General features: G+C 47.5%; 14 protein-coding genes and 1 riboswitch. Of the genes, 3 read left to right on the top strand and 11 right to left on the bottom strand.

The annotated features are described in order from the left end of the window. Nucleotides 1-3: 3 nt before the first annotated feature. From ftsP to parC, 3 genes are all read right to left on the bottom strand, one after another. Complete coding sequence (ftsP, locus tag HGT71_RS08930) at nucleotides 4-1440, bottom strand: cell division protein FtsP (RefSeq protein WP_214217466.1); 1437 nt, start codon at nucleotides 1438-1440, stop codon at nucleotides 4-6. 54 nt (nucleotides 1441-1494) lie between these two features. Continuing rightward, nucleotides 1495-2232, bottom strand: a complete 738-nt coding sequence (locus HGT71_RS08935) for a 1-acylglycerol-3-phosphate O-acyltransferase (protein ID WP_214217467.1) — start codon at nucleotides 2230-2232, stop codon at nucleotides 1495-1497. A 135-nt stretch (nucleotides 2233-2367) separates the two neighbouring features. Then, nucleotides 2368-4605, bottom strand: a complete 2238-nt coding sequence (gene parC, locus HGT71_RS08940) for a DNA topoisomerase IV subunit A (protein WP_214217468.1) — start codon at nucleotides 4603-4605, stop codon at nucleotides 2368-2370. A gap of 200 nt (nucleotides 4606-4805) precedes the next feature. On the opposite strand from parC, the gene HGT71_RS08945 reads away from it, so the two are divergent. Next, nucleotides 4806-5393 carry an NAD(P)H-dependent oxidoreductase gene (locus HGT71_RS08945; protein ID WP_214217469.1) on the top strand — a complete coding sequence of 196 codons (588 nt, stop codon included), beginning with the start codon at nucleotides 4806-4808 and terminating at the stop codon, nucleotides 5391-5393. A 12-nt stretch (nucleotides 5394-5405) separates the two neighbouring features. Here HGT71_RS08945 and parE read toward each other — a convergent pair whose 3' ends face one another. Genes parE through nudF form a run of 5 tightly spaced genes read right to left on the bottom strand, consistent with a single transcriptional unit; the run spans nucleotide 5406 to nucleotide 9842 of the window. Continuing rightward, entirely contained in the window at nucleotides 5406-7301 is a 1896-nt protein-coding gene (gene parE / locus HGT71_RS08950) for a DNA topoisomerase IV subunit B (RefSeq protein ID WP_214217470.1), read from the bottom strand. Between the two features lie 30 nt (nucleotides 7302-7331). After that, nucleotides 7332-7913 (bottom strand): esterase YqiA, encoded by a 582-nt coding sequence (yqiA, locus tag HGT71_RS08955; RefSeq protein ID WP_214217471.1) that lies wholly within the window; start codon nucleotides 7911-7913, stop codon nucleotides 7332-7334. A 1-nt stretch (nucleotide 7914) separates the two neighbouring features. Continuing rightward, complete coding sequence (gene cpdA / locus HGT71_RS08960) at nucleotides 7915-8739, bottom strand: 3',5'-cyclic-AMP phosphodiesterase (RefSeq protein WP_048912709.1); 825 nt, start codon at nucleotides 8737-8739, stop codon at nucleotides 7915-7917. 39 nt (nucleotides 8740-8778) lie between these two features. Beyond that, nucleotides 8779-9210 carry a DUF1249 family protein gene (locus HGT71_RS08965; protein WP_048912710.1) on the bottom strand — a complete coding sequence of 144 codons (432 nt, stop codon included), beginning with the start codon at nucleotides 9208-9210 and terminating at the stop codon, nucleotides 8779-8781. Continuing rightward, nucleotides 9207-9842: an ADP-ribose diphosphatase gene (gene nudF / locus HGT71_RS08970; RefSeq protein WP_214217472.1), complete on the bottom strand. Its 636-nt coding sequence runs from the start codon at nucleotides 9840-9842 to the stop codon at nucleotides 9207-9209. The genes HGT71_RS08965 and nudF overlap by 4 nt, the downstream gene beginning before the upstream one ends. 208 nt (nucleotides 9843-10050) lie before the next feature. Here nudF and tolC point away from each other — a divergent pair, with 208 nt between their 5' ends. Beyond that, nucleotides 10051-11550 (top strand): outer membrane channel protein TolC, encoded by a 1500-nt coding sequence (gene tolC, locus HGT71_RS08975; RefSeq protein ID WP_214217473.1) that lies wholly within the window; start codon nucleotides 10051-10053, stop codon nucleotides 11548-11550. A gap of 54 nt (nucleotides 11551-11604) precedes the next feature. Here the strand turns inward: tolC and ygiD are convergent, their stop codons facing one another. Beyond that, on the bottom strand, nucleotides 11605-12387 hold the full coding sequence (ygiD, locus tag HGT71_RS08980) for a 4,5-DOPA-extradiol-dioxygenase (RefSeq protein WP_244986467.1): 783 nt from the start codon (nucleotides 12385-12387) through the stop codon (nucleotides 11605-11607). A gap of 973 nt (nucleotides 12388-13360) precedes the next feature. Beyond that, nucleotides 13361-14020, bottom strand: a complete 660-nt coding sequence (gene ribB, locus HGT71_RS08985; RefSeq protein WP_048912715.1) for a 3,4-dihydroxy-2-butanone-4-phosphate synthase — start codon at nucleotides 14018-14020, stop codon at nucleotides 13361-13363. Nucleotides 14021-14126: 106 nt separating this feature from the next. Continuing rightward, nucleotides 14127-14274: riboswitch (FMN riboswitch) on the bottom strand. 177 nt (nucleotides 14275-14451) lie between these two features. Here ribB and ubiK point away from each other — a divergent pair. Beyond that, complete coding sequence (ubiK, locus tag HGT71_RS08990; protein ID WP_048912716.1) at nucleotides 14452-14775, top strand: ubiquinone biosynthesis accessory factor UbiK; 324 nt, start codon at nucleotides 14452-14454, stop codon at nucleotides 14773-14775. A 43-nt stretch (nucleotides 14776-14818) separates the two neighbouring features. Here ubiK and hldE read toward each other — a convergent pair whose 3' ends face one another. Next, nucleotides 14819-16243, bottom strand: coding sequence for a bifunctional D-glycero-beta-D-manno-heptose-7-phosphate kinase/D-glycero-beta-D-manno-heptose 1-phosphate adenylyltransferase HldE (gene hldE / locus HGT71_RS08995; RefSeq protein WP_214217474.1), 1425 nt, complete (start codon nucleotides 16241-16243; stop codon nucleotides 14819-14821). Nucleotides 16244-16317 lie beyond the last annotated feature (74 nt).

Below are 16317 nucleotides of genomic sequence, written 5' to 3' on the forward strand. Positions count from 1 at the left end.
TAATTAGTAGCTATTCCCTGAGTTAGCAGAAGGTTGAACCCGCAGCTGGCCCACTACGCCTTGATCAAATTGCTCTAATGTTTGGCTACCATAGATAAAAGGGAAATGTGCTGAAGAGGTTTGCGGGAAGGTCACCAGCATCTCGACGCTACCGTCTACCCAAACCGTATCTTTCCATCCCCGATCTTCGACCATTGGCGGCGCGCCGTTGACACTCTTAATCAGGAACATCGCCCCCTGGATGGAGAAGGATTGTGGCAGATCCGCTTCCACCGTCCAACGCTCAAAACTCCCCTGCTGTGCAGTAATATCCACACGCTTCGCGTCCCATGCCCTATCATTTATTCCTGCAGGAGAATCATTTAAGCGAATATGCCGTGTTTGACTGGTTAAGCCAGTCTCCAGCGCAGAGACTAAAGAGGTCGGCACGCTGTCCGTGACCAGAGGCAGCAACCCTGTTGGTCTTAGCGTTAACACTAATGTCGACGTCAGTACCGTTGAAGGTTCGAAAATCCCTCGAATCCTTTCCATAATCGTTGCTTCTGTCCCTGCCGTAATGGAAACATTGTGACCGTCAGAAAGATCAATCAACACTTCACGGCGCTCGCCCGGGGCCAGCGATAATTGAGTGGTGGTCACAGGTGCGGACATAAATCCTTGATCACCGGCAATCACCGTAAAAGGTCGGTTGTCGGAAAGTTGTAATAGGTAACGACGAGCATTCGACGCATTTAATAAGCGGAGGCGAACCCAGCCGCGCGAAGCATTGAAATACGGTTTCTGTGTACCATTAACCAGTAGCGTATCACCCAGAAAAGGCGTTGAGCTCCCTTCATAAACAGGTGTTCCGAAGTTATCCAGCCGTTTATCTTGAATAATTAACGGAATGTCGTCGACGCCATAATGCTTAGGTAATGGTAGCTGCTTGCTGACGTCATCTTCGACTAACCATAATCCAGCCAGTCCACGGTAAACTTGCGAACCGGCGTGCTGTGCAGTGTTGGCATGATACCAAAGGGTCGCGGCAGGTTGACGGATAGGCAGAATCGGCGACCAATCGACTTCCGAGGAGATTAAACGTGGCGCCCCCCCAGATAACGGGCCAGGAACATGCAAGCCGCTCACCATCATCGAGACCGATTCTGTTAGACGGTTACTGTAGATCAACTTGACGTCATCACCGTTCCAGACCTTCACTGTCGGTCCTAAATACATCCCATTAAAACCGATACAGTCAGCTTGATTACGGCCATTGAACGCCCAATGAGCGTCTTGCATCATTAAAAATATAGGCTGCCCGCGGCGTGATTCAATTAACGGCGGAATATAGAGGGGATTACTCCCCTCATTATCTGCAGCAAAGACCGTTTTAGGAAGCAAGGCGGGGCCAACTGCCGCCACCGCCGAACACTGGATAAATTTGCGCCGAGTAAAAGACATTAGCGAACAACCTTCAACAAAAGGGGTATAAGTGAGCCTTGGTATAAGCCGTGATTAATTAACGCGATCAGTTTCACGACGTGCGACTTCAGCGTTTAACTCATCCAATTTTTGCTGCATCACTTCACGACAATAATTGGTCAACTTCCTTGCTGACTGATCCTGAAAGGGTGCTGTATCAATTGGCGGAAGCATTTCGACAATAACTAAACCATTTTTTAAACGGTTAAGGTTAATTTTGTCATGAGTGTCCGACACCACGATCGGAATAATCGGTACTCCTGCCGCTAAGGCAGCGTGAAAAGCGCCGGTTTTAAAAGGCAGTAATCCTCGGCCGCGGCTACGTGTCCCTTCTGGGAACATCCAGAAAGATACTTTGCCATTTTTTAGTTGATCGACAACTTGGTTGATACTGCCGTGTGCTTTAGTCTTGTTATCGCGATCAATCAGTAAATTCCCGGTTAACCAATATAACTGACCGAAAAAAGGGATCCACGCTAAGCTTTTTTTGCCCACGGTTACGGTGGGAGCTTGCACCATATTCGCCGCGGTGGCCATATCGTAGTTATTTTGGTGGTTAGCGATATAAATCGCGTTACCCACGTTTTCAATGCCTGCAGGCTTACGAATATCAAGCGTAATACCAAATACATGGCTCAATTTACCGAACATGTGTGCAAAGGTGGCCACATGTCGTGGATTACGTGGCGAAAATAAACACCAGATACAGCCGACTAAGCAGACCAAAATAGAATACACGACGACAATGATCGCTCGTAAAATTAACAGCATATAACCCTCAAATAAGGAGAATGCGCGCACTCTCCTCTTTTATAGTCTTCATTCTAGGAGGGTATCGCACAAGCCTAAGCCGCTTTATACGATACTCCCTTACCCGAGTTTTTCTATTTCGCAGAGCGATTTCAATTATTCAATATCGACATGATCGATACGTTGTAAACCGCGCGGTAATAATGTCCCTTTACGGCCTCGCTCTGCTTTAAATTTCTGTAACTCTTCACTACGCAGTTTCAGTTTACGCTTACCGACATAGAGTGTAACGCTACTCTGCTCGTTCAATAAAAGCAGCCACAACAGCTTATCTTTCCCCGCCACGAAATCGGCGCTTGGAATGGAAATAATTTTATTTCCCTTTCCTTTTGATAATTGTGGAAGGTCGTTGACGGAGAACATCAGCATCCGCCCCGCTTCGGTAATCACTAGCAGCTGATCCTTGGCAGGATCAATCACTTGTGGCGTCATGACCTTGGCTTGATCAGGTAATGTTAGCAAGGCTTTACCCGACTTGGTACGCGACTGTAAATCTGCAAAAGTACAGATAAAGCCGTAACCTGCATCGGATGCCATGAGTAACTGTGTTTCATCCGGTTCCATCAGCACCTGTTGCACCGTTGCCCCAGGTGGTGGGGTAATCTTACCGGTAATCGGTTCACCCTGTCCGCGTGCTGAAGGGAGCGTAGTCGGATCTAAGGTATAACTACGGCCAGTCGAATCAATCACACTGACTGGTTGATTGCTTTTACCTTTAGCCGAGGCTAAGTAGCTATCTCCAGCCTTGTAACTTAGGCCGGTTGGATCGATATCATGGCCACGCGCAGCACGTATCCATCCCATCTGTGACAGAACGATGGTCACTGGCTCAGAAGGCACTAAGTCTGTTTCGCTGATCGCTTTAGCTTCACTGCGCTCTTGCAGCGGTGAACGACGATCATCACCATAAAGTTTGGCATCCGTTTGCAACTCTTTCTTCAGCAACGTATTCATTTTACGTTCTGACGCTAATAGTGCTTGTAACTCATCACGCTCTTTTTCAAGCTCTTGCTGCTCACCGCGAATCTTTATCTCTTCCAGACGAGCGAGGTGACGTAATTTTAATTCGAGGATCGCTTCTGCCTGTGTCTCACTCAGCCCAAACCGTGCGATCATGGCGGACTTCGGTTCATCCTCATTACGGATTATTTCGATTACTTCATCGATATTCAAGAATGCGACAAGCAGGCCTTCTAAGATATGTAATCGATTTAATACTTTTTCCAAGCGATAAGATAAACGACGACGGACCGTATCGCGCCGATACGTTAGCCACTCACTTAGAATCTCGCGCAGATTTTTGACGGCTGGGCGATTATCCAAGCCAATCATATTTAGGTTTACGCGATAGCTTTTTTCTAAATCGGTGGTGGCAAAGAGGTGATTCATCAAGGCTTCGCTGTCAACACGATTTGATCGCGGCACGATCACAATACGTGTTGGGCTTTGATGGTCAGACTCATCACGAAGATCCTCGACCATCGGCAGCTTCTTATTACGCATTTGCGTCGCAATCTGCTCTAATACCTTGGATCCAGAGGCTTGGTGAGGTAACGCAGTCACTACGATCTCCCCCTCCTCCAATTGCCAGACGGCGCGCTGGCGGATACTGCCACGCCCGGTTTCGTAAATTTTACGAATCTCTTTGCGTGGTGTAATGATTTCAGCTTCGGTCGGAAAATCCGGACCTTGAACAATATCAAGGAGTGCTTCGAGAGAGGTCTCGGGTTTATCAATCAGCGCAATGGTCGCTTGAGCCACTTCGCGCAGGTTATGCGGCGGAATATCGGTGGCCATGCCCACTGCGATACCGGTAGTACCATTTAGTAGGATATTCGGTAAACGCGCAGGCAGCATTTTCGGCTGTTCAAGCGTGCCATCAAAGTTTGGAATAAAATCGACCGTGCCCTGCCCTAATTCAGCTAGCAGGGTTTGCGCATACTTGGAGAGTCGCGACTCGGTGTAACGCATCGCTGCAAAGGACTTCGGATCATCGGGGGCGCCCCAGTTACCTTGTCCATCAATCAGTGGATAGCGATAGGAAAAAGGTTGTGCCATCAGTACCATGGCTTCGTAGCAGGCACTATCACCATGGGGGTGATACTTACCGAGTACATCACCGACAGTCCGCGCCGATTTTTTAAATTTTGCGCTGGCATTGAGGCCCAATTCTGACATCGCATAAATGATACGACGCTGTACCGGCTTAAGACCGTCTCCAATATAAGGCAATGCGCGATCCATAATGACATACATCGAATAATTGAGATAAGAATTCTCAGTAAATTCGTGTAGTGCGCGGCGCTCAACACCGTCCTGCGTGATTACACTCATGAATTATTCCTCACTTCACTCCCGGGATACCTATTTCTGGCGGGATTATTTGCCCGCGATAGTACCTTATTAGACATCGTTAGTCACAATAACTCTGATTTTTGCTCTGTGCAGCTATCGCATAGAGCGTTAATTATCTGCGTGTAAATCGTGGATAATTCTTGGGGACAACTCCCCAAATTTGACATGAGAGAAGACCAATGAGCCATATCCACATTATTGATGGCGGAACGACCTTCGGCCATTCGCAAGGTGAACTCAACCATACCTTGGCTAACACCGCGCAAGAGACACTTGAAGCCTTGGGTCACAAGGTGACAAAAGTATGTGTAACCGATGACTACGATATTGAACAAGAGATTGAACAGTTCGTCGCGGCCGATAGCCTTATCCTGCAGATGCCAGGCTGGTGGATGGGCGAGCCTTGGACCGTGAAAAAATATATCGACGAAGTCTTTACCTTCGGACATGGCCGTCTTTATGCCAATGATGGGCGCAGCCGTGCCGATAGCGAAAAGCATTATGGTTCTGGTGGTCTGCTGCAGGGTAAGAAATACCTACTTTCACTGACCTGGAACGCGCCGCTGCAAGCATTTACCGATAAAGAACAGTTCTTCGAAGGTGTCGGCGTCGACGGGGTTTACCTTCATACGCACAAAGCCTTTCAATTCTTGGGCATGACCGCACACCCTACCTTTATCTGTAACGATGTGATTAAACGTCCTGACGTCCCAACCTATCTTCGCGACTATCAAAAACACCTGACCGATACTTTCGGCCAGGCGTAATCCAGCGGGGGATCAGAGTTCGATCTCGACCTGATCTCCTTGCTCCTGTAACCAATTCCGGCGATCTTCCGAACGCTTCTTCGCCAGCAGCATATCCATAACGCGCAGGGTTTCCGCCTCATCTTCCTCACTGATTGTCAGCTGTACCAAGCGACGCGTATTCGGATCAAGCGTGGTTTCACGAAGTTGTGAAGGGTTCATCTCGCCTAACCCCTTAAAACGTTGTACGCTGATTTTTCCGCGCTTACGACTTAGCTTATCGATGATTATTTCTTTTTCGTCATCATCCAGCGCATAGTGAACCTCTTTACCTAAATCGATACGGTAAAGCGGCGGCATGGCAACATAGACGTGACCGTTACGCACTAGATTCCGGAAATGCTTAACGAATAGCGCGCATAACAATGTGGCGATGTGTAATCCATCGGAGTCAGCATCGGCCAAAATACAGATTTTACCGTAACGTAGTTGGCTTAAATCCTCGCTATCGGGGTCAATACCGATTGCGACCGAGATATCATGCACTTCTTGTGATCCCAACACTTCATCGGAAGAGACCTCCCAAGTATTAAGGATTTTCCCTTTGAGCGGCATGATGGCTTGGAATTCACGTTCGCGAGCTTGTTTTGCGGATCCGCCTGCAGAATCCCCCTCGACCAGAAACAGTTCGGTCCGAGATAAATCCTGCGCCGTACAGTCGGCTAATTTCCCAGGTAACGCCGGGCCGCTTGTGAGCTTTTTACGTACCACTTTTTTTGCTGCGCGCAGGCGTCGCTGGGCGCTAGCAATCGCTAATTCTGCCAGTTTCTCGGCGATCTGTACGTTCTGGTTTAACCATAAACTGAACGCATCTTTCACAACGTTAGCAACGAAACCTGCAGATTGGCGCGAAGATAAACGCTCTTTAGTTTGTCCCGCAAATTGAGGATCCTGCATTTTTACCGATAGCACGTAGGCACAGCGATCCCAGATATCCTCTGCGGAAAGTTTCACTCCGCGCGGCAGAATATTCCGGTACTCGCAGAAGTTACGCATCGCATCCAACAGTCCTTGGCGCAACCCATTAACGTGAGTTCCCCCTTGCATGGTCGGGATCAAATTGACATAACTTTCAGTCAGTAGCTCCCCGCCTTCAGGTAGCCAGAGTAGCGCCCAGTCAACCGCTTCCGTCTCACCTGAAAACGAGCCAACGAAAGGTTCCTCAGGTAACACTGGCAAGCCATTAACCGCTTCACGTAAGTAATCGGTAAGGCCATCCTGATAGCACCAGCGTTGTTCGCTGTCGTTGACCTTATCTTTGAAAACAATCTCAACACCGGGACAAAGTACCGCTTTCGCTTTTAACAGATGGCTTAAACGGCTGACGGAAAATTTTGGCGTATCGAAAAAATGGCTATCAGGCCAGAAATGTACGCGCGTCCCCGTATTACGGCGACCAACGGTACCGGTGACAGTCAGATCTTGTACCTTATCGCCATTTTCGAAGGCCATATCGTACACTTCGCCGCCACGCTTAACCGTGACTTCTACACGCGTAGAAAGGGCGTTAACGACAGAAATTCCTACGCCGTGTAACCCACCGGAGAACTGATAGTTTTTATTGGAGAATTTTCCCCCAGCATGCAGACGGCAAAGAATCAGTTCTACTGCTGGCACGCCCTCTTCGGGGTGGATATCAACAGGCATTCCTCGCCCATCATCGATCACTTCCAGTGATTGATCGGCATGAAGAATGACCTCAACACGCTTAGCATGTCCCGCTAACGCTTCATCGATACTGTTATCGATCACTTCTTGCGCTAAGTGATTCGGACGAACGGTATCGGTATACATACCGGGCCGACGTCGTACTGGCTCAAGTCCGGTGAGAACTTCGATATCGGCAGCATTATAACTTGATTGAGTCATTATCTTCTTTCGTTTATACAATGTGAGTGGTTAACAAGGCGTTAAACCAAGAAATTCGATTATTGATGGAAAGTGACGCTCGACAGAGATAAAAGCATGGTTTCCCCCCTGTTCAATCGTTTGACGGCATGCTGAGTAGTAAGCAACGGCTTGAGTATAATCTAACACCTCATCGCCGGTTTGTTGCAGCAACCAGAGCAATTTAGGCTCAACTAACGGGGTCACTTCAAGCGTCTTTAAATCGTTTATGTGGCGTGACTCTAACACATATTTTTGCCCAGTGTATGGATTCTGGTTATCGCCTAAAAAATTCAATAATAACTCAAAGGGCCTGACTGCTGGATTGATCACAACCGCAGGAACACCATAACGTTGTGATAACCATGTCGCATAATATCCGCCCAAGGATGACCCTACGATCCCGATCGGACGCTGTTCACACTGCGCAAATTGCGCGTCTAAAAACGTTGCGATCGCCTCAGGCGTTGCCGGAAGTTCTGGAACCTTTAATACGATGGTTGGTGCATTTTCTGCCAACCACTTGGCTAATAATGCCGCTTTTTCAGAGCGAGGCGAGCTATTAAAGCCATGGAGATAAAGTAAGGTCGGCATATTAATACCCTTCAGAATGAAAATCGGGCTGAAACTGTGCGTCGATAAGACGTTGAACCTCTGTCACTATCTCTCCGTTTGGGCGTAACTCTAGCCAACGCCAGCCTGGCGACTGATTATCAATAGTAAAGCCGGTACATTGCGGGCGAAACTGCACGCAGGTTGAAGGCGTAGACAATACCCGTCGCCCCTGCCAGAGGTCATCCATCTCTTGATGGATGTGGCCGCATACCACCGTATTAGCGAGGGGATAATCTTGTAACACCTCAGCTAATTCATGCGAATTACGCAGGCTATGGGTATCCAACCAAGTACAACCTGATGGAATAGGATGATGATGCAACAAAATAACGGTATGGCGCTGTGGATGCCGAGCCAAGGCTTCGCGTAGCCATTGCAGCTGATAGTCACTGAGTAGGCCATGGGGAACCCCATGCACTTGGCTATCGAGTAAGAGAAGCTGCCACTGATCGCCAAGTAGTACCGATTTTTGATCACAGATGCCTTCACTTGCCAAGGTTTTGACCATCGCCGGCTGAAAATCGTGGTTACCCGGTAGCCATACACAGGGCTTCTGTAATCGACGAATACCTTTCGCAAAAGCATGATAAGCCTCAGGACTATGATCCTGAGCGAGGTCCCCCGTGGCAATAACCAAATCGATCGGACGCTGTTCAGCGATAACCGCGTCTATCACCGCTTGATAGCTTTGCCAAGTATTGACCCCCAACAGACTCTCTTGTGCAGTTTTAAAGAGATGCATATCAGTGAGTTGAAGGAGCCGAATGCTCCGGTTATCAGCGATCTCTGGCACTAAAGAATTCACTAAAACTCACCTTATATCCGTGTTGAAATCACTATTGTCTCACATCTCAGGCAATGGCGTCGCCATCACACCTTGCACTAGACAATAACGTAGCCATTCAGAAAGAAACTGATTAATTTGATGCTTTTCATCACGTTGATGCAGTTTCCGATTAGGGTAATCATAGCGTGCTTTAAAGCGATAGATCTGTTGTGTCGAACACACTTCTGCAACCATTGCATCATGGTATAACCGCACCGACATTGAGGGTAATTGCCAATAACTCACCACCGGTGCGACTTGTTTTATCAGTACTCGCGTGGTGTAACGCGTAGACTCCTCGATCACCACTTGATAATGGATGCCATTCACTTGGTAGGTCAAGGCGGCGCCCTCCACCTCTTCTCTTGGGATCAATCTCCGTAACTGCGCATAGTTGGTTTCATTTAAGCGCATCATTTCTGGAAAATTGGGGGTGTATTGCTGTTTCATGGAGATAACCACTCATTACGTATTTGCTCATGATGCAGGGCAAGCCATTGGAGGGCGATAATAGAGGCTGCATTATCGATAATTCCCGACTCGACCCACTGATAAGCGAGTTCACGACTCACTACTCTGACCAGAATATCCTCGTTCTCACTCGCTAACCCATGATTCCCTTCTGCCTTGGTCGCGTCGACCTCACCGATAAATATCGCTAGCCTCTCACTGCTACCACCCGGGCTGGATAAATAACTGAGCACAGGTTGAGTTCGTCCAACCTCGACACCCGCCTCTTCTTGTGCCTCACGACGCGCCACCTCCTCATCCGACTCCCCCTCCTCACAAATCCCTGCGACTAATTCAATTAACCAAGGCGTTTTCCCAGCCTCTAATGCAGGAATGCGAATTTGTTCAATTAATACCACTTCATCACGAACCGGGTCATAGGGGAGTAAAACGACGGCTTTTCCACGCTGAAATACTTCACGCACCACAGGCTCGCTCATGCCTCCAGCGTAAAGACGGTGGCGAAAACGATATTTAGTGATTGAAAAGAATCCCTTATACATGGGTTCTTGGTGCAAAATTTCAACATCATCGCGTGTAAATTGGGTGGGAGATTTTGGCTTTTTGCACATATAATAGACCTCGGATGTAGAGTGGTTCCAATGTCCTAGGACGATTTTTACTAGAAAACTGGGCTATTAACTCAATATTTTACGCTAACGCGCCAAGTAAGGCACGTTCAGCCAACTTATTTCATTCTGTCTGTCTGGTACAATTCGATATATTTTTTGACCTGACAACTTTATTTTTGCAATTTCGCTGCAACACAAAGGAACGCAAATGAAAAAATTGCTCCCCGTACTCGTTGGTCTGAGCTTAGCTGGCTTCAGTCAATTAGGCCACGCTGAAAACTTATTACAAGTTTATCAACAAGCACGTGATACCAATCCTGATTTACGTAGTGCAGCGGCAGATCGTGATGCTGCGTTTGAAAAAATCAATGAATCTCGTAGCCCATTACTTCCACAGCTGGGGCTGGGCGGAGATTACACCTTTAACAGCGGTTATCGTGATAGTAGTGGCGTACGTTCCAATGCTTGGGCGGGTTCGTTACAGTTATCACAAACTATTTTTGATATGTCGAAATGGCGCGCGTTGACTCTGCAAGAGAAAACGGCAGGGATCCAAGATGTCACTTACCAAGTCGCGCAACAAGATCTTATTTTAAACACCGCGACCGCCTACTTTAACGTGCTCAATGCGATTGATACGCTCTCTTATGTGGAAGCACAGAAACAATCGATTTACCGCGAACTTGATCAAACCACTCAACGTTTCAACGTTGGACTGGTAGCGATTACCGATGTGCAAAATGCGCGGGCGCAATACGATAGCGTATTAGCGAGTGAAGTGACGGCACGGAACGATATCGATAATAAGATGGAGGCACTACGCCAAGTAACGGGCAACAGTTACTTCTCGTTGTCTTCACTTGATATTGGCCGGTTTAAAACGGAAAGACCTCAACCTATCGATGCCTTGCTGACCAAAGCCGAAAACCATAATTTATCGTTGCTGTCTGCTCGCTTATCAAAAGATTTAGCGCGTGAGCAAATTCGCTATTATGAAACTGGGCATATGCCAACCTTAAGCCTCAATGCATCGACTGGGCTAACGAATACCAAGTATCAAGGCTATCGTGCTCACACCACAAGCACCACCCAAGATTCTATCGCGGGGAATAACCAAGTTGGTGTCAGCTTATCTATCCCATTGTATACCGGTGGCTCGGTAACCTCGCAGGTGAAGCAGGCTGAGTATAGCTTCGTAAGCTCCAGCGAGAAATTAGAAAGCGCACACCGTTCTGCCGTACAAACGGTTCGTTCATCATTTAACAACGTTAATGCATCCATCAGTAGTATCGATGCTTATCGCCAAGCCGTTGTCTCCGCACAAAGCTCATTGGATGCGATGGAAGCCGGTTATCAAGTCGGGACCCGTACGATTGTCGATGTGTTGGATGCGACCACGACGCTGTACAACGCTAAGCAACAACTTTCTGATGCCCGCTACGGTTATCTGATTAATCAAATCAATATCAAATACGCGTTAGGTACGCTTAACGAGCAAGATATTATCGCGTTAAACAGTAGCCTAGGAAAAGAAGTCTCGACCTCTCCTCAAGCCGTTGCACCGGATAATCCAGCACAAGATAACCGCGCCGATGGTGCAGCACCGGTACAGACGCAACAAGCATCATTACACTCAACAGCTCCGGTTACTCATTCATCTACCTCTATAACCAGTACGCCTCGTGCAGGTAATCCGTTTCGCGGATAATTAGATGATAACGTTGGTAAAGTCTTCAGGATTTGCCAACGTTAGTGTGGTCTCTTACTGCACTAAAACACTTGTCATACTAATACTGCCCATATCCATTCCACTTACCGGTACCGTTATTCGCTCATCGGCACGGGCTGCGCCCAAGATATACAACAAAGGGAGAAAGTGTTCAGGGGTCGGATTCGCCAGCAGTGCATCCGGTAACTGCATGTAGTCGATTAACGGATGATGAGTGTCGCCTGTTTGTGAAGTTAAAGCCTCTTGCACCCGTTGATCAAAATTTTCCGCCCAAGGATAGATATCTCCTTCTTTCCCCCAACGTGCCATCGCTAAATTATGTACAGTATTTCCACTCGCCAGTAATAATACGCCTTCGTCGCGTAGCGAAGATAACTGTTGCCCCAACTGGTAGTGCTGCTCTGGGGTTAACGCTGCATCTAAACTTAATTGCACCACAGGAATATCGGCATCAGGGTACATTTTAACTAATACCCCCCAAGTACCGTGATCTAACCCCCATTGATGGTCCAGTGTAACGTTCACTCCAGCAAGCTGTTGCTTAATTTTTTCCGCTAATTGTGGATCCCCCGCTGCCGGGTACTGCACATCGAATAATGCTTGAGGAAACTGACCAAAATCGTGGATCGTTCTGGGGTGACTCATCGCCGTCACGGCTGTCCCTCTGGTCATCCAATGCGCAGAAATCACCAAGATGGCTTTTGGCCGAGGCAATTGTTCCCCGAGTTGACGCCACACTTCTGTATAGCGGTTTTCTTGAATGGCATGCATGGGATTGCCATGGCCAAGGAAGAGTGCTGGCATACGTTGCATCATGATAAACCCCATTTGTTATCGAATTGGCGTTTAGGATACGCTGCTCAATAGAAAACACACCTAGCGCACGGTGATGATCATTTTCAAAAAAATTGAATATTAATTTTTACGTGGCGGCGCGGTAACTCTTTTACTCACACAAGATTGATTTAGAACAATCTTTGAGCGTCGCATGTGAGATCTTTATTGCAAAAGAATCCCGTGTAAAAGAGTAAAAAGGGAGTGTTAATCAAGGAGCGATTATGAAGATTACTAAGAAACCTATTCAGTGGCCCTTGGAGTACTGTTGGCTGTTTTATAGGATTAAGTATAATCGGAGCCGAAGTCGGTGCATTGTTGGGAGAGTCTGCAGGAGATATTTTATATAGTGTAACTGAGAAGACAAATGAACATTTATAAGATAGCAATGGGTGTAGATTTTTTTAAAAACGATAATTTTTCAAATAGTGGATCGAAGAAATGCTTCTATTTATAAGAAATTAGATGAACGATTTTATAGAAAATTTAGAAATTATCCTAATTTCTTTTGGCAAGAAGATTTTCCAAGACGGTATTGGAGTCGTACTCGACCAGATGTTTACGGAAAAATACTTAAAATCAGATCCTACGATGCTACATATTGCTGGCTGAAAACCCTATCTGAAGAGGAGTTTAACTTTATAAAAAAAATCCCCCTAAGTACTCAGAAAAAAATTATCAGTCATATGACGTTTAAAATTTATCTTTTGTATTTCTTCATTATTTTTTTAATTGTGATGGTTTTAGCCGATGGCGGGCTCAACGATTTACTTGAACCAATAATCTATCACACTCCATAACAAGCTATTTTACTGCGCTAACGCATTCCTAAACTGATAGCCGATATTCGCGTAACGGTGTTATCGCGGGTTGTGAACAAGCCTACTGCTACCGACTTACGTTTTGTGGTTTTCTCGACGTCGAGAGCAATAGGCTTACCCAGTATTCTATTTGCTTAGACCGCTTTTTGTTGGTCGTGCTGTTGGCGCCATGCCACTAAATCATCAATGGTCACGACTGGCATATTATGCTGCTTAGCAAACACAATAGCTTCGGGTGCACGCGCCATGGTGCCATCATCATTGGTTAGCTCGCACAGTACGCCTGCTGGCGCATATCCCGCAAGCCTAACCAAATCGATAGTCGCTTCAGTGTGGCCACCACGGGTAAGTACTCCGCCTTCACGCGCACGCAAAGGGAAGACATGACCTGGTCGGTTAAGATCGCCTGGCACAGCGTTATCGGCAATAGCGGCACGTACGGTGGTTAAGCGGTCAGCCGCAGAAACGCCAGTGGTTACCCCTTGAGCCGCTTCAATGGTGACTGTAAATCCGGTACCGTAGGCACTCGAATTATTTTCTACCATCATCGGTAGCGCCAATTGCTCACGACGTTGCTCAGTAATGCATAGGCAGACGATGCCACTACCGTGACGGATAGTCAGCGCCATCTGCTCCACGGTCATACTTTGTGCGGCGAAGATCATATCGGCTTCATTTTCGCGATCTTCGTGATCCAAAACCATAACGCCTCGGTTTTCACGAAGTGCCTGTAAGGCCGACTCTACACGCTGTTCTGGCGTGCCGAATTCAGATAAAAGTGTGTTCTGATTCATGGTAAAAAATCCTATATATATTAATAAAATTACCAGAATCAGGGCATAGGAGTGACGTCGATAGACGTAGTAATACAGCAGAGATCGCAGTGATCGGAACAGTATCTTTTACCCTCTCCCGTCCGGACTATAACCGTCGGCCCCGGATTTACACCGGATCTGCTGACCTTTAGCAAACTCGCTAAAGCGCTCGCGGGCTTTCAGAAAACTGATTTACCGCCGGTGGGGAATTGCGCCCCGCCCTGAGAATAAGCCTCTTCACTATATCGGCAAAATAATCAATACGCAATCAAGCACTCAGCTCAAAATTGGCTTTTCGTGTGCAGAAAATTAGGTTTCGCCTTAGCGCATTAGCGATTACACTTAAGTGACCTAAAGCCTGCACGCCAGAATTCTCAGAGTGACTCCGGCGTTAACCTCGGGAAATAATTATGATTGACGCAAAAAAAATTGAACAAATCGCACGCCAAGTTCAAGACTCCTTACCTCAGGGAATTCGTAATCTTGGTGATGACGTCGAAAAGAAAATTCGCCAAGTGCTTCAAGCTCAGCTCAGCCGTATGGAGTTGGTCAATCGCGATGAGTTTGATGTACAGACTCAAGTTTTAGTGCGGACAAGAGAGAAATTGGCTTTATTAGAAAAGCGCCTTGAAGCGCTTGAGGGCAAACACGCTGCGGGTAGCGAACCGCAAGAAGTCAGCCCAGCTGATGTGTCCAGCGAAACGCCCATCGTACCGGACGTAAAGCACGACTAATTCACGTTGACGTCGCCTATTTAAGGCGACGTCGTATTACCGGCTAATGGTTAGTTATCTTCTTGATAATATTGGTAGTCGATAAGCCTTCTTCGAAATTTAGAATCCGGACTTCGCCGCCATTGGCAATAACCTCTTCGCCACCGGCTACTTCTTCTGGGTGATAATCTCCCCCTTTCACCAGCAAGTCAGGTAACAATTCAGCAATCAAGCGTTGCGGTGTCTCTTCCTCAAACGGGATCACCCAATCAACCGCCCCTAATGCTCCCAACACAATCATACGGTTTTCGAGTTTATTAATAGGACGAGTAGGCCCTTTCAGTCGAGCCGTCGAAGCATCGCTATTTACTGCGACAATTAATCGGTCACCCAATTTACGGGCATGGGTTAAGTAGGAGACATGGCCGGCATGCAGAATGTCGAAACAACCATTGGTCATCACAATTTTCTCACCACGCTTACGTGCGGCATCCAAGGCTTTTTGAAGGGCGGGTTGATCCATAATGCCGAAACCGTCTTCGGGACGAGCATGTAAGGCATTTTCCAGTTCGATCGGGGTCACCGTTGAGGTACCCAGTTTTCCAACCACAATCCCTGCTGCCGTATTCGCCAGGAAACTCGCCTCTTCTAACGTACAGCCATTGGCTAATGAGGCCGCTAACACGCCGATAACGGTATCGCCCGCTCCAGTGACATCAAACACTTCCTGCGCTTGCGTAGGAAGATGAAGTGGCGCCTTATTCGGTTGTAATAGCGTCATGCCCTGCTCAGAGCGTGTGACCAACAGAGCACTTAGCTGGCAACGCTCTAATAGAGCCATGCCTTTTTCGACTAGCTGTTGCTCGCTATGGCATTTTCCGACCACCGCTTCAAATTCTGACAGGTTTGGGGTTAATAATGTTGCCCCGCGGTAACGGGTAAAATCGCTGCCCTTAGGATCGATCAGGACAGGGATTCCTGCCTCTCTCGCTTGCGTAATGAGTGGCTGAATATCCGCTAACGCGCCTTTAGCGTAGTCAGATAAGACCACCGCGCCAACATTATCGAGGGCAAGCGGCATGCGCTCGGCAATTTTCTTGCTTTGCTGCAGGTCGAAGGGTTCTTCAAAATCCAAGCGAATAAGTTGCTGGTTACGGGAGAGTACCCGCAATTTAGTAATGGTTGGATGGGTCGTGAGTGCGACAAATTGGCAATCGACGCCCACTTGCGTCAATGCTGTATTAAGCTGTTCAGCCGCTTCATCTTCACCGGTTAAACCGATGATCCGTGACGCTGCGCCCAATGAAGCAACATTCATTGCAACGTTGGCTGCGCCACCAGGACGCTGTTCCACTTCATCAACTTTGACGACAGGGACTGGGGCTTCCGGGGAAATCCGTTGTGTTGGTCCGTACCAATAGCGATCAAGCATTACATCGCCAATCACCAATACTCCTGCACGATTAAATTCAGGCAGTGAAACCTTCATGCCAGCAACTCCAAGCTCGATTTGTTTAACATTTTCCGCCTATCATACCACAGCCCATTCAGAATGGCGGTGCT

Source organism: Rosenbergiella epipactidis (assembly GCF_018494055.1).
Lineage (GTDB): Bacteria > Pseudomonadota > Gammaproteobacteria > Enterobacterales > Enterobacteriaceae > Rosenbergiella > Rosenbergiella epipactidis.

Excerpts from the sequence above, each read along its gene's own strand:
- ftsP (WP_214217466.1), bottom strand. The coding sequence starts at position 1,440 with ATGTCTTTTACTCGGCGCAAATTTATCCAGTGTTCGGCGGTGGCGGCA.
- HGT71_RS08935 (WP_214217467.1), bottom strand. The coding sequence starts at position 2,232 with ATGCTGTTAATTTTACGAGCGATCATTGTCGTCGTGTATTCTATTTTG.
- parC (WP_214217468.1), bottom strand. The coding sequence starts at position 4,605 with ATGAGTGTAATCACGCAGGACGGTGTTGAGCGCCGCGCACTACACGAA.
- HGT71_RS08945 (WP_214217469.1), top strand. The coding sequence starts at position 4,806 with ATGAGCCATATCCACATTATTGATGGCGGAACGACCTTCGGCCATTCG.
- parE (WP_214217470.1), bottom strand. The coding sequence starts at position 7,301 with ATGACTCAATCAAGTTATAATGCTGCCGATATCGAAGTTCTCACCGGA.
- yqiA (WP_214217471.1), bottom strand. The coding sequence starts at position 7,913 with ATGCCGACCTTACTTTATCTCCATGGCTTTAATAGCTCGCCTCGCTCT.
- HGT71_RS08965 (WP_048912710.1), bottom strand. The coding sequence starts at position 9,210 with ATGAAACAGCAATACACCCCCAATTTTCCAGAAATGATGCGCTTAAAT.
- nudF (WP_214217472.1), bottom strand. The coding sequence starts at position 9,842 with ATGTGCAAAAAGCCAAAATCTCCCACCCAATTTACACGCGATGATGTT.
- tolC (WP_214217473.1), top strand. The coding sequence starts at position 10,051 with ATGAAAAAATTGCTCCCCGTACTCGTTGGTCTGAGCTTAGCTGGCTTC.
- ygiD (WP_244986467.1), bottom strand. The coding sequence starts at position 12,387 with ATGATGCAACGTATGCCAGCACTCTTCCTTGGCCATGGCAATCCCATG.
- ribB (WP_048912715.1), bottom strand. The coding sequence starts at position 14,020 with ATGAATCAGAACACACTTTTATCTGAATTCGGCACGCCAGAACAGCGT.
- ubiK (WP_048912716.1), top strand. The coding sequence starts at position 14,452 with ATGATTGACGCAAAAAAAATTGAACAAATCGCACGCCAAGTTCAAGAC.
- hldE (WP_214217474.1), bottom strand. The coding sequence starts at position 16,243 with ATGAAGGTTTCACTGCCTGAATTTAATCGTGCAGGAGTATTGGTGATT.